Source organism: Dyadobacter sp. CY261, assembly GCF_021440085.1.
Taxonomy (GTDB): domain Bacteria; phylum Bacteroidota; class Bacteroidia; order Cytophagales; family Spirosomataceae; genus Dyadobacter.
On the sequence record NZ_JAKCPW010000001.1, the window covers coordinates 916032 to 942265 of the forward strand.

Annotated in this window: 20 protein-coding genes; 9 read left to right on the plus strand and 11 right to left on the minus strand. The window is 47.6% G+C overall.

Annotated features, from left to right (window positions below):
* The first annotated feature begins 81 nt into the window (after positions 1 to 81).
* Positions 82 to 2469, plus strand: coding sequence for an ABC transporter permease (locus LZD49_RS03770; protein ID WP_234665984.1), 2388 nt, complete (start codon positions 82 to 84; stop codon positions 2467 to 2469).
* A 109-nt stretch (positions 2470 to 2578) separates the two neighbouring features.
* On the opposite strand, the gene LZD49_RS03775 is transcribed toward LZD49_RS03770, so the two are convergent.
* From LZD49_RS03775 to LZD49_RS03800, 6 genes are all read right to left on the minus strand, one after another.
* The gene (locus tag LZD49_RS03775) at positions 2579 to 3331 is read right to left on the minus strand and encodes a lipopolysaccharide assembly protein LapB (RefSeq protein ID WP_234665985.1); all 753 of its coding nucleotides are present in this window, start codon (positions 3329 to 3331) and stop codon (positions 2579 to 2581) included.
* 89 nt (positions 3332 to 3420) lie between these two features.
* Positions 3421 to 4179 carry a hypothetical protein gene (locus tag LZD49_RS03780; RefSeq protein WP_234665986.1) on the minus strand — a complete coding sequence of 253 codons (759 nt, stop codon included), beginning with the start codon at positions 4177 to 4179 and terminating at the stop codon, positions 3421 to 3423.
* An 85-nt stretch (positions 4180 to 4264) separates the two neighbouring features.
* Positions 4265 to 8194 (minus strand): caspase family protein, encoded by a 3930-nt coding sequence (locus LZD49_RS03785; protein WP_234665987.1) that lies wholly within the window; start codon positions 8192 to 8194, stop codon positions 4265 to 4267.
* A gap of 135 nt (positions 8195 to 8329) precedes the next feature.
* Entirely contained in the window at positions 8330 to 11239 is a 2910-nt protein-coding gene (locus LZD49_RS03790) for an ATP-binding protein (protein WP_234665988.1), read from the minus strand.
* On the minus strand, positions 11236 to 13068 hold the full coding sequence (locus tag LZD49_RS03795; RefSeq protein WP_234665989.1) for a CHAT domain-containing protein: 1833 nt from the start codon (positions 13066 to 13068) through the stop codon (positions 11236 to 11238). Before LZD49_RS03795 ends, LZD49_RS03790 begins: the two co-directional genes overlap by 4 nt.
* A 414-nt stretch (positions 13069 to 13482) precedes the next feature.
* Positions 13483 to 13791, minus strand: coding sequence for a helix-turn-helix domain-containing protein (locus LZD49_RS03800; RefSeq protein ID WP_234665990.1), 309 nt, complete (start codon positions 13789 to 13791; stop codon positions 13483 to 13485).
* 186 nt (positions 13792 to 13977) lie between these two features.
* Here LZD49_RS03800 and LZD49_RS03805 point away from each other — a divergent pair, with 186 nt between their 5' ends.
* Complete coding sequence (locus LZD49_RS03805) at positions 13978 to 15396, plus strand: MFS transporter (RefSeq protein ID WP_234665991.1); 1419 nt, start codon at positions 13978 to 13980, stop codon at positions 15394 to 15396.
* A gap of 21 nt (positions 15397 to 15417) precedes the next feature.
* On the opposite strand, the gene LZD49_RS03810 is transcribed toward LZD49_RS03805, so the two are convergent.
* Entirely contained in the window at positions 15418 to 15867 is a 450-nt protein-coding gene (locus LZD49_RS03810) for a hypothetical protein (RefSeq protein ID WP_234665992.1), read from the minus strand.
* 136 nt (positions 15868 to 16003) lie between these two features.
* Here LZD49_RS03810 and LZD49_RS03815 point away from each other — a divergent pair, with 136 nt between their 5' ends.
* The 4 genes from LZD49_RS03815 (at position 16004) to LZD49_RS03830 (ending at position 20544) form a co-directional block, all read left to right on the plus strand.
* Positions 16004 to 16195 (plus strand): cold-shock protein, encoded by a 192-nt coding sequence (locus tag LZD49_RS03815; RefSeq protein ID WP_234665993.1) that lies wholly within the window; start codon positions 16004 to 16006, stop codon positions 16193 to 16195.
* Positions 16196 to 16265: 70 nt separating this feature from the next.
* The gene (locus tag LZD49_RS03820; protein WP_234665994.1) at positions 16266 to 17183 is read left to right on the plus strand and encodes a lysophospholipid acyltransferase family protein; all 918 of its coding nucleotides are present in this window, start codon (positions 16266 to 16268) and stop codon (positions 17181 to 17183) included.
* Between the two features lie 563 nt (positions 17184 to 17746).
* Positions 17747 to 19441, plus strand: coding sequence for a GH39 family glycosyl hydrolase (locus tag LZD49_RS03825; RefSeq protein WP_234665995.1), 1695 nt, complete (start codon positions 17747 to 17749; stop codon positions 19439 to 19441).
* A gap of 254 nt (positions 19442 to 19695) precedes the next feature.
* Positions 19696 to 20544 (plus strand): hypothetical protein, encoded by an 849-nt coding sequence (locus LZD49_RS03830; protein WP_234665996.1) that lies wholly within the window; start codon positions 19696 to 19698, stop codon positions 20542 to 20544.
* Positions 20545 to 20662: 118 nt separating this feature from the next.
* Here the strand turns inward: LZD49_RS03830 and LZD49_RS03835 are convergent, their stop codons facing one another.
* From LZD49_RS03835 to LZD49_RS03845, 3 genes are read right to left on the minus strand one after another with little or no spacing between them, the layout of a single operon-like run.
* Positions 20663 to 21172 carry an SRPBCC domain-containing protein gene (locus tag LZD49_RS03835; RefSeq protein WP_234665997.1) on the minus strand — a complete coding sequence of 170 codons (510 nt, stop codon included), beginning with the start codon at positions 21170 to 21172 and terminating at the stop codon, positions 20663 to 20665.
* Positions 21169 to 21489 (minus strand): helix-turn-helix transcriptional regulator, encoded by a 321-nt coding sequence (locus LZD49_RS03840; RefSeq protein ID WP_234665998.1) that lies wholly within the window; start codon positions 21487 to 21489, stop codon positions 21169 to 21171. The genes LZD49_RS03835 and LZD49_RS03840 overlap by 4 nt, the downstream gene beginning before the upstream one ends.
* A gap of 49 nt (positions 21490 to 21538) precedes the next feature.
* On the minus strand, positions 21539 to 21919 hold the full coding sequence (locus tag LZD49_RS03845; protein ID WP_234665999.1) for a DoxX family protein: 381 nt from the start codon (positions 21917 to 21919) through the stop codon (positions 21539 to 21541).
* A 237-nt stretch (positions 21920 to 22156) separates the two neighbouring features.
* Between LZD49_RS03845 and LZD49_RS03850 the strand changes: the two genes are divergently transcribed.
* Both LZD49_RS03850 and LZD49_RS03855 read left to right on the plus strand, forming a co-directional pair.
* Entirely contained in the window at positions 22157 to 22717 is a 561-nt protein-coding gene (locus tag LZD49_RS03850; protein WP_234666000.1) for a Crp/Fnr family transcriptional regulator, read from the plus strand.
* A gap of 67 nt (positions 22718 to 22784) precedes the next feature.
* Positions 22785 to 23909: an FAD-dependent monooxygenase gene (locus tag LZD49_RS03855; protein WP_234666001.1), complete on the plus strand. Its 1125-nt coding sequence runs from the start codon at positions 22785 to 22787 to the stop codon at positions 23907 to 23909.
* Between the two features lie 37 nt (positions 23910 to 23946).
* On the opposite strand, the gene LZD49_RS03860 is transcribed toward LZD49_RS03855, so the two are convergent.
* Positions 23947 to 24900 carry an amidohydrolase gene (locus tag LZD49_RS03860; protein WP_234666002.1) on the minus strand — a complete coding sequence of 318 codons (954 nt, stop codon included), beginning with the start codon at positions 24898 to 24900 and terminating at the stop codon, positions 23947 to 23949.
* A gap of 253 nt (positions 24901 to 25153) precedes the next feature.
* On the opposite strand from LZD49_RS03860, the gene LZD49_RS03865 reads away from it, so the two are divergent.
* Positions 25154 to 26215: an ATP-binding protein gene (locus tag LZD49_RS03865; protein ID WP_234666003.1), complete on the plus strand. Its 1062-nt coding sequence runs from the start codon at positions 25154 to 25156 to the stop codon at positions 26213 to 26215.
* The last annotated feature ends 19 nt before the right edge of the window (positions 26216 to 26234 follow it).

Consider the following 26234-nt stretch of genomic DNA (forward strand, 5'->3'; position numbering starts at 1 on the left):
GGAGAAGCTGTGGTTTCCATGCTGTGCGTTAGCCCAGCTTCCTTTCCTTTGTCTTATTAATCCAGATAATCACGACACAATATGTTTAAGAACATATCCGCAATTGCATTTCGCAGTTATTATCGAAACAGGCTTTTTGTATTTATCAATATCCTTGGACTTGGAATATCAATTTCTTGTTGCATAGCGGGGTATTTCAATTGGAAATTCAAACATGATTGGGATAAAAATCATTTGAACTCCGAAAAAATATACCGGATCCAATTCCGCTCCACTGCACTTGGTGACACTGTTGACTACGGCGTCGCGCCTATGGCCCTCGCAAAGGAAATACGGACATCGGTGGGAGGAGTGGGAGAAGTGGTGAGATATTTTCCAGTTTCTAAGGAAGTCAAGGTCGGAGAAAGCATATTCAAATCCAATCTTGCGTATGTTGACCCGGGTTTTTTTGATCTTTTCACTTTTCCGCTATTGTCGGGTGTAGCATCAGATTTGCATGATAAAAACAAAATATTCATATCCGAGGAAGCTGCTGTTAAATATTTTAGCACAGCCGATGTTGTCGGCAGGAAGGTATTGCTGTCCGGTGACGGATCGGCTAGGTTTCTTTCCATCGCAGGCGTATTTGCCAATCAACCTTTTAATTCCAGCTTTTCAAACGATGTAATTCTGCTTTACAGTAACTTGGAGGATTCATCGGCTGGCGGGCTTATCAATACTTCCAGCTGGGAGCAATGGAACACTACCTTTCTGAGGATAGACAATCCACAATTGGTGTCGTACGTAGAAAAAGAGTTGCAAAGATTTGTTTCAATTCAGAACGATGTTCGTCACGGGCCTAAGGTGTCGGGTTTCTATCTTCAAAAATTTGCCGATATGGCTAACAAGTCAGTTGGCAGACCCGAGGTGCGCTGGCAGCAGACGAGATATGGCATTCCAAACGAGGCGGTTTTAGTACCTAATATCACCGCGTTCCTCCTGCTGCTACTGGCATGTTTTAACTTTACAAACACGTCGATTTCACTCGCGGGCACCCGTCTCAAGGAAATCGGGGTCAGAAAGACACTCGGTGCCAGCAAATGGCAGATAGCTTGCCAATTTTTTTTGGAAAACCTGGGGTTGTGCATGGTGGCCCTATTGGTGGGATTGGCAGCTGCGGAGTTAATAGTTCCGGTATATAATAGTTTGTGGCCATTTTTGAAGTTGGAGATTCGGTATTTTGATGATTTTTACTTCTCAATATTCCTAATCACATTGCTTCTTTCCACGGCAGTGATGGCTGGCAGTTATCCGGCACTTTATATTAGCTCCTTTAAACCGATTTTAATCTTGAAAGGGAAAGCGAGCCTACGCACTGGCGGATGGTTTAATCGCTTACTTCTCGGGTCAACGTTTATGTTATCCGTGCTCGGTGTTGTCTTCGCATTTGCCTTTTATGGGAATTCTAAATTTCAAGCAGACTACAACCTGGGCTATTCTACTTCTGGTGTTCTTAGTATTACGTTGGATAAGCCAGGTGACTATGCAGTATTTAAGAATTCTATGATTAGTAATGAGGATATTGAGTTCATCGCCGGAACAAAAGATCATATTTCAAAAGGTGCCTATGCACAGACTGCGAGATTCGGTGATGTGGAGAAATCGGTGGAGGAAATTGATGTAGGTGAGAATTACATCGAAGCATTAGGCATGAAGGTGATGGAAGGAAGAAGCTTTAAAATAGGTTCCGAAACCGACCGTGAAGGGTCTGTTTTGGTGACGGAGGAATTCGTCAGGCAGTTTGGTTGGCGGGATGGTGCCCTAGGTAAGAGAATTGTATTGGGCGACAGCATTGGGTTGATGGTCATCGGAGTTTTGGATGATATCTATACCCATTCCGTTTTTGAAGCCGTAAGTCCTTTGGTTGTGCGATTTACATCCCCGGCCACATATAGATATGCAATACTGGGCAGTGATCCATCGAAAATGTCAAGTGTAGAGAGGTGGGCGAAGGCGCAGTGGAAAAGAAACTATCCTGAAAAGTTATATGAGTTTGAATTCATTGATGTCGTAAGGGAATCGGCAAACAGGGTCAATTTGAATGGGGTTAAGATTGTGGGATGTCTTGCTGTGTTTTCGCTGCTCATTTCTTTAACAGGTTTGTATACGATGGCGTCGCTTAATATCGCAAGGCGGACTAAGGAAATCGGCATTCGGAGGGTACTTGGCGCAACGACAGGAAATATCATTACGATAGTGAATTATGAATACTTTTCTCTATTAACCATCGCCGGATTAGTGGGTGGGGTTGTCGGGTACTTTTTGATTGATTTGGTAATGAAGACAATGTGGAAGTATTATCTCAACATTTCCTTTGCAGCAATGGCACTCTGGCTATTTTTTCTACTCGCCGTTGGTTTTATGATTTTGATATTAAAAACACTTTTCGTAACCTCCATTAACCCGGTTCAATCCCTTCGTTCAGAATGATTTGACGGGAAGCGGAGTTTCACCCGCTTCCCGTTTTGTGCCAATGCGGTCTTGTAATTAACCCACCGGTTCTTATTGTGCCCGGTGGGGGAGGGTGGACCATCTCCGTTTATTTGATCATAGCTCTGGCTTTATCGGCGCGCTCTTTGGCACCGGGGAGCCCCATTGCGGCCGCCTTGTCATAATACTCGGCAGATTTTGCATAATCTTTATTCTCCAGGTAGAACTCGGCCATGCTGTCGTACGTGTTGGGCTCTTTGGGTGCCAGGCTAATGTACTTTTCGAAAGCTGCTTTTGCTTTGTCCATTTCCTTTTTCTCCATATACAGGTAGCCCAGAATGTTGTAATTCGGGGCATATTTCGGGCTCATTTTCGCAAGTTTCTCGGAGTAATCCAATGCGCCGTCCAGGTTTTTATCGGTATAAAAAGAATGCAGCGAAGCCCATTCCAGTGCCTGAGGCGTTTCCGGATAGGCGGCTATCAATGCGTTCATCGTTTCAGCAGCTTTCGCAGTAGAATCCTCATGCCACTTCACGATCAGTCCGCGCATTATCTTCTCAGCCTCATTAAGGTTCGTCGCATCGAGGGCCAGCGTTTTGTCGATCAGCGCTGGCTTTTCGGCTTTGGATGCGTACTGCACGGCATATATGTGGGCCATGAAGAAATTCGGGTCTTCGGCCATGGCTTTGTCGAGCTCTACTTTTCCTTCCTTGAAATGGATATTTGAATACAACTCCGAAGCGCGGTGCAACGACGCAATGGCCGTTTTGGATTTAGACGATACAGGCAGGTAAAAATCCTGAGCTGATACAATGGTGATGCAGCCCCATAGGAGCGCGATTCCTGCAAATAATGTTTTCATAGGATAGATCGGGGTTTACTGCTGATAATTCTAATTTACGCTTAATGCGCACCAATACCAAATGCGCCGGGACTGACACGCTCTGCCTCTCAAATCTCCACCTCCGCAATAAATTCCGTCACCTTTCCACCCAGCTTGGCCACCACCGATTCGCGGATTTTTGCGTAAATACCCTCGTTCAATGTGCCGGTACGTGAGCAGTAATCGAGACTGGTTTTGTCTTTGGTCGTTTTGAAGAAAAGTATCCTTTTGATTTCATTGGAAGAGGTGATCAGGAAAGTCCCGATCTGCAAGGAGACTGCTTCGTTTTCTTGTTTAGCGAGGCCGATCTGGAAGGCGCCTTTTGAAAGGGAATGGGTATTTTTCTCAAAGACGGTTATTTTGCCGCTGCTGTCCGCCAGGCCTTTTATGGCATTCAATGTTTTGGTGATTACATTGATAAACGTGCCTCCAAACGCGGTCAGCAAGATGTCGATAATCACGTTTTCGACCTCGAATACATCATCCTTGGATTCGAAATGAGTAAATTCAGCTCCCTGGATATTCCAACCAATGTTATTCAGGACTTTGACGAATTCTTCATACCATTCGAGGCTCTGGTCATCGCCGGGGAATTGTTTGTTTGCTGCCAGTTGTGCCAATAAAACTGAATTAAGTACATCGTCCCGTCGCTGGCCATCTATTTCGGATACGAATGAAACGATGCTTTTGGCGTTCATGAACGATTGCTCTATTCCTTCGGTTGTCGGCAGGTCTTTGGCTTCAAGGTCTTTCGGTGCGGGAAATGTGTCGTTTAAGTCACCGATTTCCAGATCTTTAAGGTATTTTAAGTGGTCAATGTTTTGCATATTATGTGTTAGTTTAATTATGAGTTTGAAGTTAAATGAGGTGCAGCATCCCGAATAAATGCTGCACCTGTTTTTTTAGAAATCGTTAGGCCGGCACCGGATTTTCAATCCTGTTTATTTCCGAAATAAACTTAGCGGCTACGAGTTCGAAGCCTTCATTCACCGGATGGATCTCGTCAAACCATTTATCCCGTTTCACCAGCTTACGCGTGTCTATAAACGTCACATTATTCTTGAATTCCGTTTTTTCTACCAAAGCCTTCAATCTTGTCGCAAATTCATCCAGAATGTAAACGATTAGATTTTCCCGTTCGAGCTGGGGTGCAATGCCCTTTTTAATCATGTATTTGCCGCTCCAACTTGACTTTTTCTTGTTTTCAGGCAAGGCGGTGTCAACAGGCAACACGTAGTCATAGCAGTGAACCAGAATATGCAGATCCGGATATTTGGCGATCAATTCTTTAAACATTTCCGTATACAACGCATCCAGGTTGTCAAGCTGTTTGAAGAAATTCTGATTCAAATATTTCTTGGACGTTGTGTCGGTTGTATCGGGGCTGTCTCTCAAAAAGGTTTGAAATTCTTCACCCAATACATCATTTCCCCCGCCACTTACCAGGAAATACCTTGCGCTTTCTGCGCCGATCACATTCAGATATTCTTTTTTCTTGAGATAATTAGAAAGCGTATCTCCTGCTTCTGCAAAGCTCTTAATCGCATATCTTTTGTAAAGCTGGTCGAGGGTATCCTGTAATAGGATCGGGTATTGAAACCAGGAATCCCCCTCTGCTACTATGCGTATGCGCGTCGGGTCTTTTTTCAGGTTGTCGTAACGCTTATTGCGCTGCGCGGTTTCGATCTTGTTGCCAAGGAATAACTTTATGTCGTCTAAAATGCCTTTTTCATCCTCCGGCACAACAATCCCTTCCTTTAATTTCCAAATCGTTGGCTGTCCGAATTCGTCTGTTTCAATGTCGCAGTAAAGTCCCGATGCGAAGAATGCCGTTTCTTCCCATTCCAGTAGGGTCTTCAAAACATCTGTCGGGATAACATTATAAACAGGATTTTTGAAAACGAGATTTAAGGTTTGGGTAGTCCAGCCAGTGAATTGCACCGATTTCTTCGTTGCTAATCCTTTTGTGACGAAGCCTCTTGTCTTATCGGACGTCCGTGGCGCTGGTAGCTCTTCAAGCGTAAGTGCTTCTGCTACAAATTCTGTCGTACTGATAATGAATTTGATAGCCTCCACCGTTTCCTTCCAATTATATTCCCTCTCGACGGTCCCGAGTTCCAAATCAATCTGATCGGAGCCATCAGGGCCTAAAAATATCGACTTGCCGGGTTCCAATAAATGCACTCTTTGTGGAAGGAATTCCAGAAAACAATTGAATGCCTTGCCCAAATAGGCCGCACATATATATAGGTTCTGTTCAGTGGTATTGGTGATGGAAAGCTGTATTTTTCCCTCCCAGTTTCCCCCGATTTTTTCGTATTCCAGAGTAGCCCTGCCGCTTGAAATATCGATTGTTTTGGCAGTGCCATCCGCCGCGATTTGAGTCAGTTCAATTTTCAGCGGATTGGCAGGAAAGCCTTGAGGAATCTTTTCGTTTTGGAGATTTTTGATAAAATGCCACCGCGATATGTGTTGGATCGATTCGATAATCTCGCTGGTCCTGTTATCACCGATAAAGGGAATGGGTTCGATTAAAGGTCGGAACGGATCATCCGGTAAAGTGAGGTAAGCTTCACCGCTATTCAGGTGCAAAGTATAATCCGCCATTTCCGACGACTTGCTGTCCTCTTTTTCCTCCCCGGCCGGTTCGCCGCCAAACGAAAATCCGCCGCTTGCGTTCTTTTGCAACTCATCAAGAAGCGCCGCTGCTTGTTCCGGCGTGGCATCGCGGTTGTCAAGTTCGAGCTTCAATTCCTGCGTCAGCAATCCGGCTACTTCCGCTTTGTAAATCGTATTCCTGTCAAGGCCATCCGCGGCAATTTGTGTGTAGTCTATAAAAACCCCGTTTTCTTTAACTTTGGCTTCGATAACGGTTTCAGGTTGCTTTGGATCACTCAGTTTTATGATAGCATCGGTTTTCACCCCGTGAAGAGCGCCCACATTTAATTGCCAGCCGTTTGCCTGATTAAAAGTCGCTTCGCAAATCGTTTTTTGCGGATCGATAGCGCGATTAAGAAAACCGCTTCCCAACAACTTATCTGCAATAAACGGCGCATAAACGCGGGGCGTCTGTTCGTAACTTGCCCGCATATATTGGCGTACGCGGCTTCTGAGGTTGTTATAGGAAATGTTGCTCCCGCAGTCCGTCAGTGTTTTCAGTAAAGTTTTGGTAAAAACACCCGCGCCGGCCACTTCCAGAGCTGTCTGGTTGGATTCGCAAGCTGCCATTTGAACATGGGTCCCTTGCGGAAGGAACTCTGCGATTTTCTTTCCTTTGATAGCCGCCTCCTGTATGGTATCGCTGAAAAGGAACTCGCTCCATTCTCTTTTTGGGAAAAACTGAGAACCTCTTTCCAGGCTTGTTACACGTCTTTCATTTATTTCACTACCCGCGCTGCCGGCCATCATCAACGCGCCGTTTCTGGTATTATCCCCGGAGTGGCAGCAGTCGAAAATGGTGACAATATGGGCTTTTGTTTTTTGATATAACTGATTGATCAAATAACGCAACTCCTTATCTGTCAGTAGGAATTGAGAGTATTTGGTGGTGCCCCCGTCGTAGCAGACCATACATTCCAGCCCGCCGTCCGTTTCGTCCCAGATGTCGTCTGCTTCCTCCTGCGTACCATGCCCGGAATAGTAAAAGAAAACCGTATCGCCTTCTTTGGCATTGCCCAGGTGGTTTTTGAAAGCATCTTCAACGCCATTTCGCGTCGCTTCCGAATCGGTTAACCGCTTGATGTTAACGTTAAAATCCGTTCCGGTCCGAAGGTAATTTTCGACGGCGTTCACATCATTGATACACCCACCAAGTTTTCTGACACGCGCGTAATTGTTGATTCCGACCAGTAATGCGAAGAGCTCAGGTTTTTTGGCAGCACTATCGTCGGTCAAGGATTTGTCTTCAAAGTCATTTGGGTTATATCCTTCGTTATCAGTCGTTTCTTCTTCCTGTTCCAGCAAATCGCGGCTCTGCGGATACAGTGCGTCTACTTCCGATTCGTCTTCTATAACGCTTTCCAGGCTCCGGGCAGAAGGTGCGGTTGACACAAACTCGGAAGCTTTCACGCCCTCGATGACCGTCTTCCAGTCAAAAGCCGGCCCGACATCCCATTTTCCGCTTGAACGGTAGTTGATATGGGACACAATGCCTTTGAAATTAACCAGCTCGTTAAATGTCGTGTACCGTTTGTCTTCGGGCAAAAACTCTCTGGGAATATTGTATTTGGCGGTCAGGAAGCGGAGCAGGATAATGAGGCTATCGATCTGCTCAGCGGTGTAGGAAGGGTAAAAGGTTTGCTCGCGGAACGGTTTGTCGATTTTGACATAAGCTTGCTTGTTATCGATCGGACAGTACGGATCAGGAGCGCTGACTTTGCCGGTATTCGGATCTTTGATGCGGGAATAGATCGTTTCCAGGTTGCCGTCCTTTGGTACCAGAAAGCCGTAGTTAGAAAGCTCAATACCAATGGTAGCCTTATCCTGAGGGTTGCCGGTACCTTTCTTGTTACCTACCCCTTCGCCTAAATGTCCCGACCAAAATTTGGATGGAAACAATTGATAAATCGTTCCGTCACGGGCGATCACAAACGGAACCGAAACGTGCCGGCTCTGTTGGGTAAGGCTCTGCATGTCAGAACGAAGATTTCCGGCAGTGAAATGGAGCACGATCCTTTGCTTTGGGTGCTCCGTTCCGAAAAAGTAGTCCGTGGTTTTCGGGGTGAAAGCGGTTCCGTTTAAGGTTAAATTCTCGTTAGGAACCGGCAAAGAAAAGGCTTTTAAGGACGCAGCATTATCGGCGCGAAAGCGCGCCTCTATCTGGGAAAGGGTGTCGAATCTCATAACAAGTTCTGTTAAACGGAAGAATTAATCAGACAAAATAGCAGTCTTCAATTTATACAAAATTGTCTACGAAGATTTCATCTTTTATTTAACGGTAAATACCCAAAACATCTGGCAATGAGGGCAAAATGGCTGTCAGTCATCCGAATCGGGCAGTTCGATGGCATTGAGCATATTGATGATCGAAGCCACATCATTTTTAAGCGAATCGGGGATGATTTTCTTCCCGGAGAATGTTTGCAGGTCGTCGATCATAGCATCCCGGTTATAGCCAGTGCCTTCCATATAAGCGCAGTTTTCCTCATCGGAGTTTCGTGTAGCAGCATATTGCTGGTAGTAGCGGCGGGCTTCCGCAATGTTACCGGATAGAAGATACGCGTGCGCCAGGTTCACATACATGTAATCGAGGCGCGATTTGGGCGTAACAGCCACAGCAGTCCCTTTTTTCGCATATTCGATCGACTTTTTAAAGTTCCCATCGAACAGCCGGTACCAGGAGGCATTGTTGTACACGATCGACAGGTAGTGATTCAGGCACGGATCGTTCGGAAGCTTCTCCTGCATGTCTTCGAAGAATAGAATATGGTCGTCGCTCGCATAGCGTTTTGATTGCGCGCGCACAAAGGAAAAAAGTGTATTCCGCTCGTCTTCTCTCAGCTTTTGGACCTTCCTTTCGAGATTACCACGCACAGCCAGATAAACGTCGGTTAAACCCTGGTTGCCATCCGCATTGATTTTTCTCGATAGCTTCATCCAGAGCTCGAAATTGTCCCTTCCCTCCACCTGTCTCACCAAAGCTTCGAGGATGCTTTTAAGGTTGGCAAGCGACCCGGAGTTTCCCGACATAAAGAAGGAGCCGGATAGCCTGTCAATTGATGTCAGGTATTCGTTTTCCAGATAAGTCCACAAATCCTCTTTGGCACTGATACTCGAATTTCTTCTCAAATGTTCAAGATCTTCTGCGTCCAGTGGCAGCAGGAAGCGCACCTTTGTCTCAGGAAGAAGGCGGGAGCTCGGTTCGATCTTCTTGTTGCCGGTCCAGAACAGCCGGCTTATTCCCATCTTATTGTCCGAAATGGCGATCATAGAGTCGTGCGGGAACCTCCTCAGCGAATTATAGTTATATTCGTTGTCGATGTCATAGAGCGATTGCGTGCTGTCGCTCAGAATCCCGTCAGAGGTTAGTCGGAACGATTCGCCGTCGCTGATGCTGTCAATGACCCTTTTCATCATCAGCATCTTGCCACTGTTGTATGTAACCCTCACCAGGGTAGTGTCGTGACTGTTAACTGCCACACCGATCCCATGGTTCGAACGGGCTTTGTTCCACCCACGTCTGACGAGATTGTACCTGTTTTCCAGTGTTCCGAAACGCTCGTTATACAGGCTTACCGTATTAGGGCCAGTAATAATGATCAGCTTTTTGCCCCCGCCCACATGTGCGATGGCCATATCCGTGATCGGTTCGACATTAAATATGGAAGCAAAATACAGGTTTTCATGTTCGGGATATCTCTTGATTTCCTCAAACATGGCATCCCCGAACAGGCCGGGCAATATGCTATTTTCTTCGTACTGTTTATAGAGAATGTATTGCTGCGTTTTTGATTTGGCAAGGTTAATCAGGAGCCGGTAGCGAGTACTTTTTTCCGAACCCCACACGGTCAGAAAAGTCAGTACAATCAAAATAAATGCGGCCCCAACGGCATAGCTCAACCCATATATAGTCGCGAGCCGGCGCTTGCTGTCCGCAACGAATTTCCATTCTTCTTTCGTCGGCTGCTTGCTCAGCGCAACATTTTCTCTGATGTCCTTGGTCGAACGCTTGATATCCCTCAAATCATTCCGGTCGAGATACGACCTTAAAAACCAAATCCTGTTCGACTGCTCGTATTTCAGATACGCGTTTTTAATGGTCTTGATCGTTCTCGCGATGTGCGAATTTTCGAGACTGAACTTGTCGTATATGATTTTGGCAAGACTATCATGCGCGATTTCATAAATGCTATCCGCCTCGTTCTTACCGTATTTGTCCAGCCTGAGAATATTTTTATTGGCCAGCGATTTGACGATCGCAGTGGCAATGTCCAGCGGCGCAGCTTTCGAAATCACATCCTCCATTTTTTGCGGACGTTTTGTGCCTTCGTCGCTGACAAAGCAATAAAGTACGTCCCTCACGGTATTGTAGTTGACCGACTCGTATTCCGCGGAGACTTCCAAGATCGTCTTCTCAATTCTTTCTTCCAGAAATTGTTTGAGCACATTCTGAATGTTCCCTACTTCTGCCAATAACCCGCTCCCGAAACTTTTGCGAGGGCCGGGGGCCTTATGCCAAAGCCGGTCGAGGTAAATTTGAAGATGGGGCAGTTCTATCAGGTTTTCGTCGATTTTTAGGTTCCTCACGATCCCATCGACGGTGGCATCGTCGGTTTCTATGTCGAAATGCTCACACGATTTGTTAATGACGTTTTTAATGTCTTTGTCGGTCATTCGCTCGATCAGCACTCGTTTGTCAAAGATCTCCGGCACAATGCTCTCATACTTTTGCAGCTGGGCAATGTACCGTTCGCGCATGATGAAAATTACCTTGCACGGAATATCGCGCGCGTCGAGCAACCTCCTGAGATCCTTAAAAAAAGTCTCTTGTTCCTCCGTATTCCCTAATATGAATATTTCTTCAAACTGGTCGAAGATTAGGTACACCGGTTTAAAAAAATCGAAATACAGCGATCTAAGACAGTCCAGGATATCGGCATCGAGCGGAAAATCCTTTTTGTTTTTAATATTAATTTCTTTTCGCAGTGAAATATTGATATCGTCGTAGCGCCGTACGAATATTTCAAGCCAATCGGTTTTTTCGAAACAGTTTGCCAGTCCGCATTTGATGATACTGGACTTTCCCGTTCCAAGCGGACCGTTCACCAACACGATATTGGATTCGTGGATATAGTTGTATACGGTCCTGATCTCATCCTCTCTTTCAAAAAATGCGCTGCGTTCATTTTTCTCAAATGAGTCCAGCAGTTTGAACGGTGAATGTGTCATGATTTGAAATAGGAAATAAAACCTTCGACGCTATGAAGAATATCCGGGCCGATGGTTTCCAGTTCTTCCTGTGATATTTTTAAATCGGTCTTCGTCCTCAAAAAATTAGGCAAAGCGGGAATTTGCAGGCGGTCTTTCTTTTCATTGATATTTTTAATGAAGTTATAAGTGCACGTGGCATTCGTAGCACCTTTATCATAATTATAGAAGAAATATATTTTGGAAAGCTTTTCGCTGATCAATGCATTCATATCAATCACAAACGGGTACAAATTGAATGCAAAAAGGTTCTTGTTCTCGATTTTATAAATCACTACCGAATTAGAATCCGTGAAATTTTCGAAGTCTTCCATTTTGTCGGTAAACCCCACCAGTACATAATCCAGTTTGACCATTTTATGCTGGTAAACGGCCGGTTGGTTTTTCTTTTTATTGATATAGATATTTTTAATGGTCGCGAATTTATACCTCGCGCAGAAGCCCAATTCCTTGAAAATGACACACAGGCTGACCTCCGTTTTCTGGCAATCCTGCTGGCTCTCCCGATCGTCGAGGTCTTCCATGGCGGCCAGGTCCCTGTACTTGCTTTTAATGCGTGTTATATTCAGGTACGCCCCGAAGAACTCGCTGTCCTTTTCGTCCATAAGGTCGGCCAGATGGGACATTTCGTTGACGAACAATGGTATGTCGTGGGCCTTGAGCTTATCGTGAATAAGCCTGACAAGCGGGATAACGTCATAGGCCTGCCTATCCTGATGGTTGAGCAGGAAAAACGCACTGATATGTTCTTTTAAATGATCTTCCAGAACTGGCACCTTTCCCTGCACCAGCGCCTCCCATAGTTGGGAAAACATGATAAACAGCAGAAGATCGGCCATCACGGTGTAGGTATTGATCAAAAACCGCAGCCGTTCGCTTGCGACGGGCTCATCTTCGGTAACCAGCAGTTTTCGGACCTGTTCGGCAATAGGAGAGGGCAAGCTATTGATAATCGCGTTTTTGACCTCCCTGACATCGAATTTTCTGGGATCCCATTGCTCCCCATATTTCTTTTCAAGGTCTTCAAACATCGGGAGTTCGTCGCTGAATGTCATCAGTACATTGTAGAGCGCGGCGAGAATGGCATCTTCGGAGGTATTGAACTTCGAGTCGATCTGGCTTTTGATGTGCAGCTCATAAAAGCTTTTATCCGATAACCGGTGGCCAGCTGCTTCCGGATGGTTTTTGTGAAGGTAAAGCCCCCAGACCGGACCCGAATTAGGTGGCTTAATCAAACTCATAAGGCCACGGCCCGGATTGTCCGAAGTGTTTACCGACGCATTGTTTTTGGCCGTGACCACCTCCGTCGCCAGCCTGAAAGCCTCGTCGATGGAATGTCCCTTGGCCAGTTTAGTGTAAAAATCTTCGGCAAATCGCGTGGCGGTGTCGTCGCCGATCTCGATGCTTGTCGCAATGACCGCACGCACACCGGCGTCGAGAAGCTGGTCAACCTGCTCCTGGGTGGAACAGCCGTTCAGAAAAACGAGTTGCAGGTTCTTTTGCAACCGGATCGATTGAAGAAGTCCCGCCCCGTAAATCGTCGCGTCTTCCATCAGCAGCTGACTGCCGTTGGCATGCCCTGCATAATGAATGATCTCTACCTGAGGTTGATACAAGAGCAAACGGTCCCGTAACTTCTTGATGGTACGCCCATCGGTGTCCAGCAAAAGGTGTCCTTTGGCCTGTCTTTCCCGCAATGCATCCGAAATAGCCTCTTTTTCCTTTTCAAGTTGTGAGAGGTAGGCGTCACTGGAATTTGAAAACGCACAAAGTATAACCGGAGGTCGCATTGATCATGAAGGATTAGGCTGGTAAGTGTAGAAGCGCAGAACGTATCGATAATACCAAAGTAGTTACATTTTTTATTAGAAATATTATTAAACGGTTTAATGCTGTAGATAGGGGCATTGGCCATCCCTGACTTCCATTGCATTATTGCTTACCCTGGCGCCCGCCATCATTTCCTGCGGCGATGGGCGCGACGTAGAGCCCGTGCGGCGACCTCTGCGATGGACGACAAACCCGGTGAAAAGCACGCCTATACCTGGTCCTACGAACGATCTTTGCAGGCGCTTACCTTAAAGATCCGCAAAGCCACCAAAAAATAGACGAATGAGAAATGGTGTACCAAAGCGATAACCGGCTGTGGATCAAATTCAATGTGCTGCCCGACGGTAGGAAGGACTCTTTGCTAAAAAGCATTATCAAGTTGAAGAAGCATTGATGCGTTGCTGGTAATCCTCGCCCCATGCGCAAAGTGCGTCCATGATGGGAATCAGGCTCTTACCGATCTCCGTCAGTTTGTATTCGACCCTGGGCGGCGACTCCGCAAAAGCCTCGCGGATCAGGATTCCGTCGCGTTCGAGCTGTTTGAGTTGGGCTGTAAGCGTCGCCTGGGTAATGTGCGGCAGCTTGCGGCGCAATACACCAAAGCGCATCGGGCATTCTTCGCGTATCTTGTTCAGCAGCGTTAGTTTCCATTTTCCGCCGATAATGTCCAGGGCGATGTTCATCGTATTGTTTTTTTCCAAAAAGATGAGAAATCGTCTTTTGTAATCGATTGATCCACATTAATAGTATGGTCTGTCATACCTGGTATCGTTTTATAAACTACTTGATTACGAGTGTTGTCCGCTTGATTTTTGGCCCAAAACAAATGCCTATCCAAGCTTTCGGGCCTGAGATCATCCAACAACGCAATGAACAGACAAATTTCAAAATGGTCGCTATTGGCCATTATTTCTATTTCCGTGTTTTTGTCCGTCATGGACATTTTTATCGTGAACGTCGCGATTCCGGCCATCAAAGCGGGTATTCGCGGCAGTGACAGCGACATTCAACTCGTCATTGTGCTTTACCTGCTGGGCTATGCGGTTTTTCTTGTCACCGGTAGCCGGGCAGGCGATTATTTTGGCAAAAAAAGGATCTTTGTCGTCGCTACGTTCATGTTTGTGGTCATATCGGCCGTGTGCGGTTTGGCACAAACGGCCTGGCAACTAAACGTCGCGCGATTCTTCCAGGGCGTAAGTGCTGCTTGCATGATCCCGCAGGGCATTAATTACATTCAGGTACTGTTCCCGGGCAGTGGCGAGCGGACGAAGGCATTGGGGATTTATGGCAGCGTCGCGGGCAGCGCGTCGGTCATCGGGCAGTTCCTGGGTGGAATACTGCCCGAAATTGAATTTGTTCCGGAAAGCTGGCGGCTTATTTTTCTGATCAACCTGCCAATCGGGCTGGTTGCGGTCCTGCTTGCATGGTTATTTCTGCCGCGCGATGCGCCCACTCGGGCTGGTGCATTCGATCACGCTGGTGTTGCATTGCTTACAGGTACGCTTGTGTGCCTCACGTACCCGCTCATACGTGGACGGGAATTGGGCTGGCCAGGGTGGTGTCTCGGAATGCTGGCGGGCAGTGCAGTTTTGCTTGTTTTTTTTATAAGAGATCAAAAACTGAAATTGGGCAATGATCGTCAGCCATTGCTGGATGTGCGGCTGTTTGGTTTCAGGGACTTCAATATCGGCATGGCGATCGTGCTGTTTTACTTCATGGTCCAGGATTCGTACTTTCTGATCAATGTCATGCTGCTGGAAGGTCTTGGTTTCAGTTCTGGCGAAACTGGCATTTTGTTTGTTTGTCAGGGTGTTGGCTATGTCGCGGCATCGTTAGCTGCCGTGCGCCTGGTTCCTGTATATGGCAAGAAAGTGTTGCAGGCAGGCATATTGGTCATGATCGTCACTTTGCTGTTGCACATTGCTGTTCTCAGAAGCGCGGAGGTGAATCGGAATGTGCTGTATTTCGTCCTTTTCATATATGGCACCGGTTGTGGGTCGGTATTGCCCTCATTGCTTGCGGTGGCATTGAAAAACATTCCGGTCGGGCTTGCCGGCGCTGCTTCCGGGACGTTTTCGACTTTTCAGCAAACCGCCATTGCCCTGGGCATCGGCGTGACAGGCGGAATCTTTTTCACGCAGCTTGGGCCGCATCCAGATGTGTCCGACTTCGTTTCGGCCTACCGCGTGGCTACGGTTTGCAATGTCGGCCTGCTTGGGCTCGTCGGTTTTTTCCTTTGGTTATTACCAGGCAGTAAGGGGGTGTATGGCGACGTGGTTTCGCATTGAAGGAAAGCTGATGATAAGGATTCAGCAATAGATCACTAGTGCATGTGGGGGTATTGTGAGCCGGATTGACTTCCCGTTCCTTACCTCAATGTTTAATTCGGCCGGACTCAGGTCAGAAGCATACAAGCACTTCATGGTGCTGTCCACCGGATGTATTCCGTCGTCCACAGTAACATATACTATAGCATAATTTTCCTCGGCCAGATTCATGGCGCACAAAATTTCGCGGCCGTCCGAAATACGCGACCATGCAATTACCTCCTTGTCTCCATCTTCATGATCAGGGAAATTAAAATCAGTGCCATTCCGGGACGTCGACCGCAGGAAAAAATCCCCGGAAAGCAGGGTGGGGTGCTTTTGAATGAGAAAGTCCAGCCGCTCTATTTGTGAAGGGCGTAACTTATCCAAACAGTTCTCACGAATGCCGAACAGGTCTGGGTTTAAATGGATGTCGAGCAGGTTTTGCATCATCGTAACTGGCAGATTTACAACTATGTTGAAGGTAGTGATATTTGGTACGCAATGAAATATTATTCTAAATATTTTTAATTCGTTTTTTATTTTCAAAATTTTATTTTACATTTGGTAAATATTTTAAAATAAAGTTATGAATAGAGGAACAGTTAAGTTTTTTAATGACGCCAAAGGTTTTGGTTTCATTGCTCCGGAACATGGCGGAGATGATGTTTTTGTACATACGTCAGGTCTCAATGATGACATCCGTGAAAATGACAGTGTGTCTTATGAAGTTGAAAATGGAAGAAAAGGCCTAAATGCAGTTAACGTGAACGTTATCTGATCAACCATACATGTAAGCGAGAAAATCCTCCCGAACAGGGAGGATTTTTTTGTTTTAGACGGTGTTTTCTATGAAATCCAACCAAAATTCATTGATGGGACGGCCGTGGCGAACGGTGGCCGCATTACCGGTCCGGATACTGGCTACGCTTTTTAGCGAAAGTCTGCTCTGGTTTACAAAAATCCTTTCTTTTTTACTTTTTGTATCGCTCCGGTATATCCTGAAATACCGGAAATCAGTTATCCGGAAGAATCTGACGCGTTCTTTCCCGATGAAATCAGCCGGCGAGATCCGCAAGTTGATGCATGCTTATTACCGCCACATGAGCGATTTGCTGCTCGAACCTTTTCTATTTTATATGGCACCGGCTTTGCTAAGAAAGCGTCTGGCCACCTACACCAATCCAGAGGTACTGGAAAGATTATATAAAGATCGCAGGCAGGTTATCGTCTTTGCATCACATTATGGAAATTGGGAGTATCTGATCAACCTACCACAAGTCACCAATTATCAGGTCTATACTGCCTATTCGCCTATTAAAAGCGGGGCCTTAGACCGGCTGATGATCAGGTTGCGGTCATTTCTGGGTGTCAGGCTGATCCCCAAGAAGGGTTTTTACCGGCAGGCATTGTCGCTATTGCGACAGACTGCGATCCCAAACCTGCTGGTCGTTATTGCAGATCAACGGCCTGCTCCGGGCAACGACAAATTTCATATCCCGTTTCTGGATCAGGACACTGCTGTTCAAACCGGCGGGGAAAGAATGGCAGCATCGTCTGACGCGGCGGTGGTATACGTTGAATCCCACAAAAACGCGCAGTTCAGCTACGATTTCACCTTCAAATCGATGGAAAATACAGACCGGGTAATTCCCATGAGCATCACAAAGGCTTACTACCGGTTTCTTGAAAAAAGTATCAGTCTTGCGCCCACTTACTGGCTATGGTCACATAACCGGTGGAAGGTTCCGACAGTTAGTGCTTTTTAGTGCCTTGGCCCGCCCGTGAGCTGCGCCGAAATGCGGATGGCCCGAGCCAGGAACGAAATTTGGATCCTGATGGGGCCGGTCGGCTGATGAACAATGATTAACTGTAAAAAAAACGAGCCATAGCAAATATCGCCATGGCTCGTTTTTTAGCGTAAAACGCGGTGTAAGTTATCTTACAGGTACCGGGATTAGCTCCCTTTCAAAAAAGGCCAACAACTTTTGGTCGTAGTCACCGATTTCTTCACAATAGTAAATGCGCTTCAAGTAATTCTTGATAGTTAACCTTTTGCCGGGGCTTGTTAGCAACGAAACCACCGACCCTATCACATGTTTGTTTTCCATTCTTGTAAGGTAGACAACTTATCTCGCCATTACTAGATATTTACAATTTAAATTATTGATATACAGATATTAATAATTGGAAAAATTATGGCAAGACAAATAAGCTGCCGACATCGATATATCCCGACCTGAAAGTGCTTTCGAAGGAGGAACTCCGACATGCGGATCACTCAACTTAAACAGAGTCCGCAATAATAATTTTTTTGCTTAAATCATATCTCATGTTTTTTACAAAGACCAAGCTTGCTCTGTTCAATGCGGCCTTGTGTACGGCCTTGTCGGCCCCTTCATTCAGCCAGTCACAGCCCGTCACGATCGAGGTGAACCTGACGAAGGTAAAAGCTCCTATGCAACCGATTTGGGCATTTTTCGGGTACGATGAGCCGAACTATACCTATATGAAGGATGGCAAAAAGCTCCTGACGGAAATTTCACAGTTCAGCAAAGTACCCGTGTTTGTGCGGGCGCACAGCCTGCTTGTGACCGGCGATGGCGAGGCTGCGCTTAAATGGGGCTCTACCAATGCCTATACCGAAGACGCGCAGGGCAAACCGGTGTACGACTGGAAGATCGTCGATAAGATTTTCGATACTTACATTGAAAGAGGCATGAAGCCCATCGCGCAGATCGGTTTTATGCCTCAGGCGCTCTCAAGTAAGCCGGAACCCTACCGCCACCACTGGAAGCCGGGCGATAATTATAACGACATTTACCTGGGCTGGGCTTATCCGCCAAACGATTACAAGAAATGGGGCGAACTTGTGTACCAATGGGTAACACATTCGGTGGCAAGGTATGGCCGGAAGGAAGTGGAGAGCTGGTACTGGGAGCTATGGAACGAGCCTAATATCAGCTACTGGAAAGGCACTGTGGATGAATACATTAAATTATACGACTACACCGCCGACGCCGTGAAACGCGCATTGCCCACTGCTAAAATAGGCGGCCCGGAAGTGACAGGCCCGTCCTGGGACAAGTCGGAAGTATTTATGCGAAAGTTCCTGGACCACGTCACCAGCGGCAAAAACTATGTCACCGGCAAAACCGGCACGCCGATCGATTTTGTAACCTATCACGCCAAAGGCGCACCTAAAATCGTGGAGGGCCACGTGCAGATGAACATGGGCACGCAGTTGCGCGACCTCGACAAGGGTTTCGAGATCGTAGCGTCTTATCCTGCGCTCAAAAAGTTGCCGATCATCATTGGCGAATCAGATCCCGAAGGATGTGCGGCCTGCTCGGAGGACGTAAGCCCGCAGAATGCCTACCGCAACGGTACGATGTATTCGAGCTACACCGCGGCTTCGTTTGCAAGGAAGTATGAGCTGGCGGAGGCCCGGGGCGTGAATTTACTCGGCGCAGTGAGCTGGTCCTTCGAATTCGAAGATCAGGCCTGGTTCCGCGGCTTCCGCGACCTGGCTACCAACGGCGTCGACAAGCCGGTATTGAATGTGTTCAGGATGTTTGGCATGATGGAGGGGAACCGCGTGGAAGTGAAGCAAAACCTCGCTTACGATTTCAAAAGAGTAAGAGACGAGAGCGTTCGCAAAGAGGCCGATATCAATGGCATTGCTTCCAAAAGCGCGACTTCGGCGGCAGTGATGGTCTGGAACTATCACGACGACAATGTGCCTTCGCCGGATGCGACTGTGAAAGTGTCGGTACAAGGGCTGCCGGCCCAAAAAATGATGCTTTACCACTACCGGATCGATAAAGACAACAGCAATTCCTACGAAGCCTGGAAAGCCATGGGCTCGCCGAAGCAACCCAGTGCGGAGCAGATCGGGCAACTGGAAAAGGCAGGCCAACTGCAACTTCTCACCTCGCCGCAATGGATACAACCCAAGAACGGCAATGCAACCGTGGAGATGCAACTCCCGCGCCAGGGCGTTTCGTTGCTGCATTTCAAGTGGTAGGTAGCACGGCCTGGCGCTTTTGACTATCAATTTTTAAAGTATAAAGGAACACTGAGCGATCGGCGGGAAGAGTCGGAGGAGTGAGTGGGGCTCGCCACCGTCGACACCAGGCGTATGTCATTGGCCTGGGTTTAATAAATAGTGTTATTCCTGAACAACTTTGCTAAATTGGGAGGCGCGCGTTCACTTAAACAGAATAACCGGGAAAAGCAGGGCCGGTATTATTTCCTGCTTATTACTATTAACATTTACTCATGTCAAAATCCTTGCTTTTTATGCTTGCCGGACTGGTAGCGGGCACACTAACTACCAGTCAGGCTCAAACAATAGACTTAGCGCCGGTTTGGGAAACCGATACGACGTTAAAAACACCTGAAAGTGTCTTGTTCGAACCGGGTCAAAATGTTCTGTATGTTGCCTGTATCAATAGTGGCCCAAGTTTGGAAAACAAGAACAGTTACATTGCGAAAGTGGGCCTGGATGGCAAGGTTATCAAGTTGAAATTTGCAGAAGGCCTCAATTCGACCAAAGGTATGGGCATATTGGGGGATAAATTATTTGTTACCGAAATGACGCAAGTCGCGGAAATAGATCTGGCGACAGGCAAAATTCTCAACCGGTACCCGATCGAGGGGGCTAAGTTTCTGAACGACATTGCGATTGACACCCAAAAAAAAGTGGTATACATCACAGATTCCGGTCATGGTAAAGTCTGGGCGATCAATGGCGGGAAAGTAAGTCTCGTTTTGGAAGGAGACCCGCTGAAAGGTACCAACGGACTTTTGTTTGAAGACAATCAATTATTGATCGGTAACGGCGACGGCACGCTGCTGAGTCTGGATCCGGCAACCAAGAAGCTCAGCACCATTGCGAAGGTTTCGGGTGGTATTGACGGCATCGCAGGCTTAGGAAAAAAGACCTATATCGTTACTGAGTGGGCCGGGAAGGTTTGGTATGTTAAAGCCGACGGAACGACAGAACTCAAAAGCGATACGTCGCCTCAAAAAATAAACTCGGCTGACGTTGGATATAATCCTAAAACGAAAGTGCTGTTTGTTCCGACTTTCTTCCACAATACGGTGAAAGCATTCGCTATTAAATAAGCACTACCGCGTCAAGTAAGAGGCTGTCGGGCAGGACCATTCAGGTACCCCGACAGCCTCTTTTTATTTGATAAATAATCCTAAACCGGGCAATGTAAGCGTTAGTTATAGGCAAGATCTACTGCACGCCAGTCAAGCTGACCAACAGCTCATCCAGTTTTTCCAAGGTCGCCAGCATGCCTTCCTCCATGCCCATTTGAAGCGTCGTTTCCAGGTCTTCGAGGGACTTGTAGGTTACCACCGTTTCGACCACAGCGTTTTCACCTTTGTCAGTAAACGTCACAACCCATTCGGCGCGGGGCAGGGCTTCGTTGATTTCGCCATCTGCGTTCGAAAAAGCATCTGTTGAGGTGTAGTAATCGATTGGTTGGATGTTGATATAGTCTGTCCAGCCCCAGTATTCGGTGCCATTCGGCTCAACCATCGCGTAGTGCCAGTGGCCACCTTCGCGGAAATCCATGGATTTGGTCTTGGTGGTAAGTGGCTTGGGTGCAAACCATTGATCAAGGAGTTCTGGTTTGGTATAACAATCCCAAACGAGCCGGCGGCCGGCCCGGAATTCACGCCGTACCGTCAATGTGTTTTTTTCTTTGTCTGCTAGGAAATCGAATTGAAGGTTGTGATTCATTGCTGTTGTTTTTTAAGGGTTTCTAAAAGGTTGTCGAGTTGCTCGAAGCGGCTCTCCCAGATCTTTCGGAACTGTTCCAGCCAGTGATCGATCTCTTTCATTTTGTCGATCTCGAGCTGATAATAAATCTCCCTGCCCCGGTGTTGCGGCTGCACCAACTCGCATTCGGTGAGTACTTTCAAATGCTTGGACACCGCCTGGCGCGTCGTGTCGAAATGCTCCGCTATCGCATTCGGCGTCATAGCCTGCGCTGCGATCAGCACGATTATGGCTCTTCTGGTCGGGTCGGCAATGGCCTGGAAAATGTCTCTTCTCATCGTATTGTCACGGGTAAAATTTGTGCAAGATAACTTTACCGTCGGCGTATTACCTGGATACGATGGGCAAATACTTTCCCCAGTTATCGACGATCACCCAGGCGATCACCGCGATGAATATGGCGACAATGGGTAAGCCCGACGGCGCGGCGGTGATATTGGTCAGTAAAACACCGGTCAGAACGGGCAAGATCACGATGGCTCCGAGCGCCCGGGTCCTGGGAATTACCAGCAATACGCCCCCGAGTATTTCCACGGCCCCTACCAGCGGCAACAGCCACCCGATCTCGGCAATAGCCGTCCCCATTTGCACCATTTTTTCCGGCAAATCCGGCGGTACGGGCATATAGTGCAGGAATTTATCCAGCCCCGCATTGATAAACATCAGCCCCGTGAGAAGGGAGAGCACAAACAAGATTTTCTGTTTCATAGTTGTTGACTTTTTTTTCAATAAGAAACCAATTGGTTGCAAATATATATGCAACCAATTGGTTTCCCAAATAATCATGCAAAAAATTTTGGCGCATGTTTACTTCGTGATATTTGATAAAACCTGCGGGTTAGGGTTTTGCATTTCAATTCTGGCTTTATCTTCACTGTAGCAAATTTGTGCGCCTGCAATGTGTGCCAACGGGCAAATGAATTTTTCACGAAAACGAAACGGCTGGTGATTAATCTGGGGGAAAGGCTGGGACTGGAAAAGACGCGGTTGGACGAATTTTTGGAGATATCGCAACGAAGGCTTTGCCGTAGGGGCGACATCCTTTTTCAAAGAAACAGGGTTTGCAATCAGCTGGGGTACATTGCCGAGGGGGCACTACGAACGTATTGCGTGATGGAGTCCGGGGAAGAGATCAGTTTCCTCCTTCAGGTGAATGGTGATTTCTTCGGGGATTATGAGAGTTATCTTACGGGAGAGCGGTCGGGATTTATCGTCGAGGCGATGATGGACACGGAGGTACTGCTATTTGATAAGCGCGATCTTGAACATCTGATCGATAGTGACGTTTTCTGGCTGCGTTTCAGCCGGACAATCCCCGACGTTTGTTTCCTGGAAGCGAAGCGCAGGATCGAGGACTTGCTTTTCTTCGGACCGGAGGAGCGTTACTTCAGATTGTTGAATAAAATGCCGGAGATTGTTCAGAAAATACCGCTGAAATACATTTCCAGCTACCTGGGCATCACGCCCCAGTCGCTGAGCCGTATCCGTAAGCGGATCACTAATTAACTTAAGTGAACGTTTTTTTGACCACCCGCAAGCGAATTTAGCGGCTACAAACAACCAATAATAAAACATGGAAGTAGCTATTATCGGAGCGGGAATCGGTGGGCTGACCACAGCCCTGGCATTACAGAAAGCACACATCCCATTCCGCATTTATGAAGGGGCCCCTGGGCTGGAACCCGTCGGCGCCGGTATTATTATCGCCCATAACGCCATGCAGGCGCTTAAAGCATGGGGAATTACTGACCAGATAGTGGGGCTCGGCAATCGCATCTCGGTCATGAACCTTACCCGCCCCGACCTAAGTAACCTATCGACCAACGACCTCCGCAAGTTTGAACAAAAATCGGGTTTGCATAACATTGCGATACATCGCGCGGACCTTCATAGGGTTTTGGTCGACGCCGTTGGTGCAGATCACATTGTTTTGAACAAACGACTGAAAACCGTTGGTGAAGCGGAAGATGGCTTCCAGCTATCGTTCGAGGACGGCACCATTAGCCAAACGAATTACCTGATAGGCGCGGACGGTCTGCGGTCCCGGGTGAGAAGTGCTTTATTTGAAAACGGCCAGCTGCGGGACGCCGGGCAAAACTGCTGGCGGGGCGTGGCCCATTACGAACTGCCCGACCGCTACCATCATGAGCTAAACGAGGCCTGGGGAAAAGGAAAACGGTTTGGCTTTGTCCCGCTGAACGACCGGCAAGTGTATTGGTATCTGCTGATTGATAATGACCTGGCTGAGGCAAAATCCGATGTTCTTCCTTTTTTACGAGATTTTCACCCACTGGCGGCACAGCTCGTTGAAGCTACACCCACTTCGAAATGGATCATCTCCCCGATTTTCGATCTGAAACCGATGGGGAAATGGAGTACAGGCCGTGCCTGCCTGATAGGCGATGCAGCCCACGCCACCACGCCGAACCTTGGACAGGGCGCATGCCAGGCAATCGAGGATGCCTATGTGCTGGGTGAGTTGCTGAAACGATGTTCGCTTGAAGATGCGATCCGCAAGTATCCATCTATCAGGATGGCAAAAGCCAACCACATTGTCGACACAAGCTGGCGCATCGGCAAAGTGGCGCATGCACGGAACAGGTTTACGATTGGCCTGCGTAATCTGATCATGAAGGCGACGCCGGAATGGGTCAACCATAAGCAGTTGGAAAAGATTTTTTCCATTGAAATAGTTTAGCCTAAAGTGTCGTCTGGAACAGACCATACCAGGAAAGCTAAGGCTGCATACTGTCCCTTTTTTGCCAATGATATGCCGCCACGGAATTCTTCCAAAAGTACTTTTCGGCAACTGGGTGGCCTTTTTCCAGAAAGTACTGACGGACCAGGTTAAGTCCGGCTTCAACGGGGAGCCACTGGTCGCTATTAGGCCAGTCACTGCCGTAGAGTACCCGATCCGCTCCGAAGGTTCCGTAGAGCACGTCCAATCGTGGTCGATAGAAATCCAATGTCGTCGGGATTTGCCCGTCGACCCGGCGTAAAACCTCTGAGATCTTTACAAATACGCGCGGTCGTTGGCCGATCTCTTTCAGGTGGGTCTCACAGATTTTTTGGGTCGCCCGATCTTCCGGCACCTGCATTTGGGGCAGGTGGTCTATTACAACCGTTAAATCGGGTACAAGGTCTGTAAGCTTTACCACCGCGGCCAGCAGTGCAGGGTTGGGGTTCGCCGTGTCCAGTACAAGCTTTGCCCGTGCGAGGGATTTCAGGTCGGACACAAACCCGGGGTTCTCCAATCGAGCGGCAATATCATGCCCCCAAAGGTTTCCATACCGGATTCCGCGAAAAAGCTTGCTCATTTGAAAGCGATCAAGCTGCTTTTCGAAGCCTGCTTTGCCCGGTTCAAGATTGCCGATCACCCCGACGATGATGTTATCCTGTGCGGCAGTGTCAAGTACCCACTGGTTATCTTCAAGCCATGAACTCGCTTCGACGACGATCGCGCCCTTGATTCCCAGTGGTACAGCAATGCTTTTGTAACGTTCAGGAAGCGCAGGTTTGTAGAGAATTTTATCTGTTTTATCAGGCCATGGCACACCCTGTGAGCGGTTTGTATCAAAGAGGTGAATGTGCGTGTCGATGATCGGGATAGGAGAGGGCTGCCGTGCCGTTTGAAGCCCGGCGCCCAAGGAAGCTGTGGCGGATAAGGCAAGAAATTTTCTCCGGTTCATTGAGTGCAAATTGTATTTTAATGCGGTCTGTCAGTTCCACGCTTCAATAGGCGAGCATTGCATTATCAAACTAAAACGAGTATTCAGTAACCTATACTCTGTCGGAGGCAAAACTTTTATTGGTGAGATAAATGCCTTCAGCCCAAATTGAAGGTTTGCACCGCTTAATAAGTTATCAGGTTACAGCGGTGGTCGGCGGGTGAATCTTTGTAATTTGATAGGGAATCCATTCGCCTTCCTAACCATCCATACTATGCTGGGCCTGAGCTGTATATTGCTGCTCTTTGCTGGTCACGAGATACTGTCGGCCGGTGCTTTGCCAGATAGCGGATGCCGCATCAATGGCGAGCAGTACGAGCACCTTCCGGATACTCTTTATGTGCGGCAGGCGGTCAATGAGCTGTTTCTTGAGCTACCCCAATACCCTCTGGCGGGCGTCTCTTACGCGTTCAGAATGGAACCGATCGATACCGAATGGATTCCCGCTATTTATCCCGCAATGCGTTATGAGACGCTCAAAAAGGGGCTCTATGAACTTCATTTTCGCGTGTTGGATGCAAATGGAAAGGTGTTTAAAACCAGTAGCTTCGTGATCAGGAAAGAGGCGGCATTTTGGAACGCCTGGTGGTTCATTCCGCTGCTTACCGTTTATGTGCTGGTGGTGGCGGGCGTCGGGATTTATATTTTCAGCCTGTACAATTTCCGTCAGAAACTCAAAGTGCAGTACCTGAGAAACCAGATCGCGTCCGATCTGCACGATGAAGTAGGTTCCAATCTCAATAGCATTGCGCTGTTTGTAGAACTGCTGCGTAAAAATGCTTCCCCCGATAATTTACCCATCCTGGACCGGATCATCAGTAATTCGAAGGAATCTGTAGAGCTGATGCAGGACACCGTCTGGGCCATCAACCCGCGAAACGATTCCCTCCAGAAGCTCATCGACAAAATGCACTCTTTCGCTGCCCAGGTGACGGCTGCCAGCGACATTGAGCTTGAATTTCAGGCGGCAGTTGACTTCGACGACCTTCATTTGAGCATGGAACAGCGCAAGAATATTTACCTGATATTTAAAGAAGCCGTCAACAATGTTGTCAAGCATGCCGGTGCGACGCAGGTAACGATCAGATTAAACCGCCTCAGCGATGCTTTCTTCTTAAAAATAGAAGATAACGGAAAAGGTTTTGACACAGGTCTTGAATACGAGGGGAATGGGATTTCCAATCTTAAAAAACGGGCGGAAGAGTCGGGCCTTGACTTACTGTTGCATTCCCGGCCGGGTGAAGGCACCCGCGTGGAAGTTCTTTGCCATCCCTAAAATTAGGGATTTTTTATCC

Bases quoted from the DNA above. Each gene is read 5' to 3' on its own strand.
- LZD49_RS03770 (WP_234665984.1), top strand. From the start codon at position 82: ATGTTTAAGAACATATCCGCAATTGCATTTCGCAGTTATTATCGAAAC.
- LZD49_RS03775 (WP_234665985.1), bottom strand. From the start codon at position 3,331: ATGAAAACATTATTTGCAGGAATCGCGCTCCTATGGGGCTGCATCACC.
- LZD49_RS03780 (WP_234665986.1), bottom strand. From the start codon at position 4,179: ATGCAAAACATTGACCACTTAAAATACCTTAAAGATCTGGAAATCGGT.
- LZD49_RS03785 (WP_234665987.1), bottom strand. From the start codon at position 8,194: ATGAGATTCGACACCCTTTCCCAGATAGAGGCGCGCTTTCGCGCCGAT.
- LZD49_RS03790 (WP_234665988.1), bottom strand. From the start codon at position 11,239: ATGACACATTCACCGTTCAAACTGCTGGACTCATTTGAGAAAAATGAA.
- LZD49_RS03795 (WP_234665989.1), bottom strand. From the start codon at position 13,068: ATGCGACCTCCGGTTATACTTTGTGCGTTTTCAAATTCCAGTGACGCC.
- LZD49_RS03800 (WP_234665990.1), bottom strand. From the start codon at position 13,791: ATGAACATCGCCCTGGACATTATCGGCGGAAAATGGAAACTAACGCTG.
- LZD49_RS03805 (WP_234665991.1), top strand. From the start codon at position 13,978: ATGAACAGACAAATTTCAAAATGGTCGCTATTGGCCATTATTTCTATT.
- LZD49_RS03810 (WP_234665992.1), bottom strand. From the start codon at position 15,867: ATGATGCAAAACCTGCTCGACATCCATTTAAACCCAGACCTGTTCGGC.
- LZD49_RS03815 (WP_234665993.1), top strand. From the start codon at position 16,004: ATGAATAGAGGAACAGTTAAGTTTTTTAATGACGCCAAAGGTTTTGGT.
- LZD49_RS03820 (WP_234665994.1), top strand. From the start codon at position 16,266: ATGAAATCCAACCAAAATTCATTGATGGGACGGCCGTGGCGAACGGTG.
- LZD49_RS03825 (WP_234665995.1), top strand. From the start codon at position 17,747: ATGTTTTTTACAAAGACCAAGCTTGCTCTGTTCAATGCGGCCTTGTGT.
- LZD49_RS03830 (WP_234665996.1), top strand. From the start codon at position 19,696: ATGTCAAAATCCTTGCTTTTTATGCTTGCCGGACTGGTAGCGGGCACA.
- LZD49_RS03835 (WP_234665997.1), bottom strand. From the start codon at position 21,172: ATGAATCACAACCTTCAATTCGATTTCCTAGCAGACAAAGAAAAAAAC.
- LZD49_RS03840 (WP_234665998.1), bottom strand. From the start codon at position 21,489: ATGAGAAGAGACATTTTCCAGGCCATTGCCGACCCGACCAGAAGAGCC.
- LZD49_RS03845 (WP_234665999.1), bottom strand. From the start codon at position 21,919: ATGAAACAGAAAATCTTGTTTGTGCTCTCCCTTCTCACGGGGCTGATG.
- LZD49_RS03855 (WP_234666001.1), top strand. From the start codon at position 22,785: ATGGAAGTAGCTATTATCGGAGCGGGAATCGGTGGGCTGACCACAGCC.
- LZD49_RS03860 (WP_234666002.1), bottom strand. From the start codon at position 24,900: ATGAACCGGAGAAAATTTCTTGCCTTATCCGCCACAGCTTCCTTGGGC.
- LZD49_RS03865 (WP_234666003.1), top strand. From the start codon at position 25,154: ATGCTGGGCCTGAGCTGTATATTGCTGCTCTTTGCTGGTCACGAGATA.